General features: G+C 70.0%; 4 protein-coding genes and 1 tRNA gene. 2 read left to right on the top strand and 3 right to left on the bottom strand.

Annotation, left to right across the window (positions count from 1 at the left end; genetic code table 11):
* Positions 1-31 precede the first annotated feature (31 nt).
* Positions 32-1,234 (bottom strand): acyl-CoA dehydrogenase family protein, encoded by a 1,203-nt coding sequence (locus ACFW2Y_RS34105; RefSeq protein ID WP_384887130.1) that lies wholly within the window; start codon positions 1,232-1,234, stop codon positions 32-34.
* A gap of 571 nt (positions 1,235-1,805) precedes the next feature.
* On the opposite strand from ACFW2Y_RS34105, the gene ACFW2Y_RS34110 reads away from it, so the two are divergent.
* Positions 1,806-1,879 (top strand) — tRNA-Pro (locus tag ACFW2Y_RS34110).
* Between the two features lie 76 nt (positions 1,880-1,955).
* On the opposite strand, the gene ACFW2Y_RS34115 is transcribed toward ACFW2Y_RS34110, so the two are convergent.
* Both ACFW2Y_RS34115 and ACFW2Y_RS34120 read right to left on the bottom strand, forming a co-directional pair.
* Positions 1,956-4,550, bottom strand: coding sequence for a SpoIIE family protein phosphatase (locus ACFW2Y_RS34115; protein ID WP_384887133.1), 2,595 nt, complete (start codon positions 4,548-4,550; stop codon positions 1,956-1,958).
* 254 nt (positions 4,551-4,804) lie between these two features.
* On the bottom strand, positions 4,805-5,206 hold the full coding sequence (locus ACFW2Y_RS34120) for a DUF6479 family protein (RefSeq protein ID WP_384887136.1): 402 nt from the start codon (positions 5,204-5,206) through the stop codon (positions 4,805-4,807).
* 276 nt (positions 5,207-5,482) lie between these two features.
* Here ACFW2Y_RS34120 and ACFW2Y_RS34125 point away from each other — a divergent pair, with 276 nt between their 5' ends.
* Positions 5,483-6,184 carry an SDR family NAD(P)-dependent oxidoreductase gene (locus tag ACFW2Y_RS34125; protein WP_384887139.1) on the top strand — a complete coding sequence of 234 codons (702 nt, stop codon included), beginning with the start codon at positions 5,483-5,485 and terminating at the stop codon, positions 6,182-6,184.
* Positions 6,185-6,350 lie beyond the last annotated feature (166 nt).

Below are 6,350 nucleotides of genomic sequence, written 5' to 3' on the forward strand. Positions count from 1 at the left end.
GCCGTACCGGGCTCCCGGTTCGTGGGGCGGGTCAGACGGCTGCCGGCTCGGGCGTGCGGACCAACTCCGACAGTCGCTCCGACCAACTGCCCTTGTCCTGGCCGAGGGCCACTTCGGCCAATCGGAGGAGCTGGATGTCGGAGGTCCCGGCCGGGGCGAAGATGTGGTGGGCGTCCCGGACGTAACGCTCGATCGCCCGGTCCGTGAAGAGTCCGGCGGCGGCGTGGATCTCCATGGCGTTGCGACCGGAGTCGATCGCCGACTCGACGTTGACCAGCTTGGCGTTCATCAGCTCGGTGTCGCAGGAGAGTCCCTGGTCGAGCAGGTGTACGGCGTGGTACGCGGCGAGCTTGGCGGTCATCAGCCGGGACTGCATCTGCCCCAGCTTCAGCTTGATCGTCGGCAGGTCGTGCAGCGGCTTGCCGTAGCGGATCCGCTCGGATGCGAACTTGGTCGTCTCCTCCAGGATCGCCTGGTGGATGCCGAGCGAGACGGCGGTGAGGTTGGCCCGCCCGTACAGCACGCTGGAGGAGTAGGCGACGGCCAGGCCGTCCCCCTCGTCGCCGAGCCGGTTGGCCGCCGGCACCCGGCAGTTCTCGAAGATCAGCTCGCCGAAGCTGAATCCGTGGAGGCCCATGGCCTGTTGCTGCGGACCGGTCCTGAACCCCGGGCGATCGGCTTCGACGAGGAATGCGGTGAGTCCCTTCGAACCGGGACCCGTCCTGACCACGACGCCGTGGAGATCGCCCACATGGCTGTTGCCGACGTAGACCTTGCTGCCGTTGAGGACGTAGTCGTCGCCGTCCCGGACCGCGCTCGCGCTCATGCCGAGCACATGACCGCCGGACTCCGGTTCGGTGACCGCGATGGTCGGCAGGCAGGTGCCGGCGGCGATCTCGGGAAGCCAGGTCTTGCGCTGCTCGTCACTGCCGAAGTGCACGATCTTGGCAGTGCCGAGCTGTGAGGCCTGGACCATCGCGCCCATGGCGCCGCTGACCCGGGAGAGCTCCTCGATGATGATGGTCTTGGCCAGGTGGCCGGCGCCCATGCCGCCGTACTCCGGACTGACCGTCGCGCCCAGCCAGCCCTGCGCGGCGATCATTCGGGACAGCTCGTGGTGGACCGTCCTGGACTCCTCCATCTCGGCTATGCGGGGCCGGACCTCACGCTCCGCGAAGTCGCGGACCGTCTCCCTGAGCTCATGATGCAGACGGCTGCTGAAGTAGCTGTTCATCCGAGTCCTTGCGTGCGAAACGCCTGCTCGGCAAGTCGTCCGAACAGGTGGTGCATCGGCAGTGGTCCCGTCCCGAACAGGCCGACGTCTTCATGGTGTTGATCTTTCCAGATCGGATCAATATCGCCACGAAGTTTGTCCGAAACAGGATCGGTTGACGATCGGATCTGACTGTGGTTCCCGTGGTCTCGGCTTGCCCCGCTGAAGTGCCGACTGGTTCTCCATGGTCACCTTTCTGCCACGTGCCGGTGGCAACGGAGATGCGTGCATAGGGTGAGAGCGTCGTTTTCTTTGCCATATGAGCCATCTCTCCCACATGAGAGCGGCATTTCCGGGGGTTCCCCTCCCTCCTTCCCGGCTCGATCCGTGCGGGAGCGGTCCCACCTCCGGCGCCCCGTTGCCCGCTCCTCGCCGCGCCCCGGAGTGCCCCGTGGTCCATGGAGGTGTCACGGAGGGTGACCGGATGTCTCCTGTCTGATGGTGTCGGGAAAGGGGTGCGTGATCACCGGGGAAAGTGCGGTATTGTTCTCATGCGCGTTCGGCCAGGGGAAACCCCAGGTCAGACGGGCATCGGGACGTGGCGCAGCTTGGTAGCGCACTTGACTGGGGGTCAAGGGGTCGCAGGTTCAAATCCTGTCGTCCCGACTTGCGAGAGTCGTAGGTCGAGGGGCCGCTTCAGAGTGATCTGGAGCGGCCCCTCGGTCGTTCCCGGGGCACGTGGTCAACGGTGGGAGGGCACCTCAGGGGGCGTCCTGTCGGTGTCGGGCAGGGACTGCTCGGCCCAGATGACCTTGCCTTCCGGGACGTACCGGGTGCCCCAGTGCTCGCTGAGCTGTGCCACCAGGAACAGTCCGCGGCCCCCCTCGTCCGTGGTGGTCGCGTACCGCAGGTGCGGGGCGGTACTGCTGCCGTCCCACACCTCGCAGGTCAGGGTGCGGTCGTACAGCAGGCGGACGCGAACCGGCGCGGCACCGTACCGGAGGGCGTTGGTGATGAGCTCGCTCAGGATCAGTTCCGTGGTGAAGGCGAGTTCCTGCAGGCCCCACTCCTCGAGCCGCTCGGCCGCCAGGCTGCGCACGGAGCCGACCTCGCTCGGGTCGAACGGCACATCCCACTGTGCGACCCGGTCGGGGCCCAGGGTCCGTGTCCGGGCGATGAGCAGGGCGATGTCATCGGAGGGCTGGCTGGGGAGCAGGGCGTCGAGCACGGCGCCGCGGCTGGCGTACGGGTCCCGGTCGGGATGGCTCAGTGCCCTGCGCAGGCTTTCCACGCCTTCCGTGATGTCCCGGCTCCGCTCCTCGACCAGCCCGTCGGTGTAGAGGACGACCTGGCTGCCCTCCGTCAGGTGCAGCTCCACGGTTTCGAACGGCATGCCGCCCAGCCCCAGCGGCGGGCCGGCCGGCAGCTCCACGATGGTGGTCGTGCCGTCCGGCGCGACCACGAGCGGTGGCAGGTGCCCCGCCCGGGCCATGGTGCAGCTCTGGGAGACGGGGTCGTAGACGGCGTACAGGCAGGTCGCGCCCAGGATGCCGCCGTTCGGGGCGGCGGCGTCACCTTCCTGGTCCATCCGCTGGACGAGGTTGTCGAGACGGGAGAGGAGTTCGTCGGGCGGCAGGTCCAGGGAGGAGAAGTTGTGCACGGCCGTGCGCAACCGTCCCATGGTGGCCGCGGCGTGCAGGCCGTGCCCGACGACGTCTCCGACGACGAGCCCGACGCGGCTGCCGGGCAGCGGGATCACGTCGAACCAGTCCCCGCCCACTCCGGACTGGGCGGGCTGGTAGAAGTGCGCGACGTCCACGGCGCTCTGGTCGGGCAGGTCCTGCGGCAGCAGACTGCGCTGGAGCGTGACGGCGAGGTGGTGCTCGCGGGTGTAGCGGCGGGCGTTGTCCATGGTGATGGCGGCGCGGCCGACGAGCTCCTCGGCCATGGACAGGTCGTCCTCGTCGAAGGGCTCGGGCTTTCGCGACCGCCAGAAGTTGACCACGCCGAGCACGACGCCCCTGGCTTTCAGCGGAGCCGCGATGAGGGAGTGGATCCCGTACTCGACGATCGCTGATGCCCGCGGCGGATCCTGGGCGTGCCAGCCCGCCGCTTCACGGAGGTCGGGCACGAGCTCGGCCGCGCCCGTGCCGTACCCGCGGGCCTGCGGAGTGGACGGCAGGAAGTCGATCAGCCGGCCGAGCGGATACAACGGATGGTCGGAGCGGATGCCGTTGACCGCCGTGCGCCGCATGTCGGCACCGGGGCCCGGCTCATCGCCCTTCAGCACCGGTTCGGCCAGGTCGACCGTGACGAAGTCCGCGAACTGGGGAACCGCGACATCGGCCAGTTCCTGTGCGGTGCGCACCACGTCCAGTGTGGTGCCGATGTCTCCCCCGGCGTCGTAGAGCAGTTTCAGCCGCCTGCGGGCCGTCTCCGCCCGACTGCTCAGCAGTCGCATCTCGGTGGAGTCCCGGATGGTGACCGCCGAGCCCTGCGGGTGGGTGGGGCGCTGGTTGACCACGAGCAGCCGGTCCCCTGCCTCCAGCACCTCGTCGGTGGCCACCCGCCCGGACAGCAGCAGTTCCGCCATCCGGCGGTCCATGCCGACCTCGTCGACGGGGCGTCCTTCGGCATCGTCCGGCAGCCCGAGCAGCCGTTTGGCCTCGTCGTTCGCCAGGAGGAGCCGTCCTGAGCCATCGGTGATCAGCACCCCTTCGCGGACGGCATGGAGAACCGCGTCGTGGTGCTCGTACATGCGCGTCATCTCCTGCGTGCCGAGTCCATGGGTCTGGCGACGCAGCCGACGACTGATCAGGGCCGTGCCGACGGTGGCCAGGGCCAGACCGACGGCGATGGCCAGGAGGATGACCGGGAGCTGACGGTCGGCGATGCCGGTCACGTTCTCCACCGTCAGGCCCGCCGAGACGAGGGCGACCACCTCGCCCTCGGGAGAGGTGACCGGCACGATCGCCTGGATCTCCTTGCCGAGCGGTCCCTGCACGCTCTCGGTGTGCACCCGTCCGGCGAGCGAGGGCTCGATCGTGCCGACGAAACGCTCGCCGATGCGGTCGGGCTGGGGGTGGCTGTAGCGGATGCCCTGGGTGTCCATCACCACGATGAAGTCCATCCCCGCCGCCTTGCGCGTCTTCTCGGCGAGGGGCTGGAGCACCGCGGACGGGTCCGGCTCGTTCAGCATCTCCTGAAGGCCCGGCGAGTTCGCGAAGGTCTGCGCGACGGAGACCGACCGGTTGCGGGCCTCGCGGTCGATGTCGTGCCGTGACTGCAGCACCATGGCCAGCAGGGCCCCGGCAGCGAGCAGCACCACGATCGCCACCTGAAGGACGAAGACCTGTCCGGCGACGCTTCCGAATCTTCTGCCTAGGTTCGACCGCACCGGTACGCCGGGCACGGGAGGCGAGACGGTTTCACAACCCCAGTTGTAGCACCTCCCGGGGTCGGGGGCGCCGGCGTTCACGGTGCGCTTCAGCGGCACCACGAGGGGTTCCCGTCGTCACGCCGAGCGGGGCCGTTCCGGATTTCCTCCGGAACGGCCCCTCGGCCCTTCTCCGTGCGCCCGCGGCGGGCCGGTCAGTCACCGTGTCCGACGCCTCCGCTGCCGAACCCGCCGCTGGAGATGTTGCCCCACTTGCGGCGTTCCTCGCTCGGTGGTTCGGGTGAGGTCTCGGAACCCGCGGTGCCGCCGCCCTTCAGCTGGTGGGGTGTGAGCCGGTGCGCCCCGTCGGTGTGGGGGACCTCCGCCGCCCGCCGGTACTCCGACATCTCCCCGGGCAGCCGATCGGTCTCGGGCCGGTGGGGTTGGGACTCCGGGTCGGGAGGCGGAGGCTCCTTGTCCTTGACCCTCATGCCGAGCGCGAAGGCTCCGATGATGACGGCGACGAGGACGAGGCCTCCGAGGACCTGGGCCAGACCCGTCTGCCAGACGCCGGCCGTTTCCGTGAGAGGGCCTGCCTCGAGTGCGTGCGTGTTCAATGCTCACCCCTGCTTCGGTGCGGGAGGTCCGGGGCGCAGCCCTGCGGTCACGGGCCACCGGCCCTCCTCCTTCGTGGCTCCCGGGTCGGCCTCGTACGCGACCCCTCCGGGTGCCTTTTGCCACTCTTTTCGGTTGGATGTCGCACTTCGGATGCGCAGGGTGTCGACGGGGTTCCTCCACGGGACGGCCACCACTCGCCGGGCCGCAGCGAGGCGGGCGGTGGAGGGGGCCGTGCATCCGGCTCGATGGACCCGACCGAAGGACCTCGTACCGGGATGAACTCACCCCAGGTCCTCCAGGAGGTCCCAGTGATGGTCGGAGAGAAGGTGCTGGTCGCAGGGGCCACGGGAATGGTCGGGGGCCTTGCGGCACGGATGCTGGTCGAGCGGGGCGGCTCCGTCGCCCTGGCGGGGCGCGACACGAAGTTGCTGGGGGAGCGGTCGGCGCTGCTGGGAGCCCGCCCGTACCGTTCCTTCGATGCCTATGACCTCGACGGATGCGCTGCGCTGGGGCCCTGGGCCGCGCAGGCCCTGGAAGGACTGGACGCGGTCGTCGTCGCCGTCGGCGTGGCCGGTTTCGGCCCGGCAGAGGAGGTACCCGAGGCCGCCGCGGAACACCTGATGACCGTCAACGCACTCGCGCCCATGGCCATCGTGCGCGGTGCCCTGCCGGTCCTGGAGGCCACGGGCGCCGTCGTGGTCGTCACCGGCGCCATCGTCGACGCACCGCTGCGCGGGACGGCCGACTACGCGGCGGCGAAGAGCGCGTTGGCCGCCTGGCTGGGCGTGGTGGAACGGGAACAGCGCACCCGCGGGATCACCGTCGTGGACGTGCGCATGCCACACCTTGACGGCGGTTTCGCCGATCGGGCCGTCGTCGGGGGGCCACCGAAGCTGCCGCGCGGCGCGGATCCCGTCGGTGCGGTCGAGCGCCATGTGATCGGTCCGGTCCTCGCCGGAGCCACCCCGCGAGGATGAGGGCGAGGGCCGTCCGACCGGTCCTTCGTCCTCCTCCCGCATCCGGACCGCCGCGCGGGGAGAAGTACGGACGGAGCCCCCGCCGTACCCCCCCCCGAGCGGCGGGGGCTCCGTTGGTCCGCCGGGGCTGCCGCCGGAGGGCATGGGGGGCGTCCCCCCCCCACTC

This window comes from Streptomyces sp. NPDC058877, from assembly GCF_042742855.1.
GTDB lineage: Bacteria > Actinomycetota > Actinomycetes > Streptomycetales > Streptomycetaceae > Streptomyces.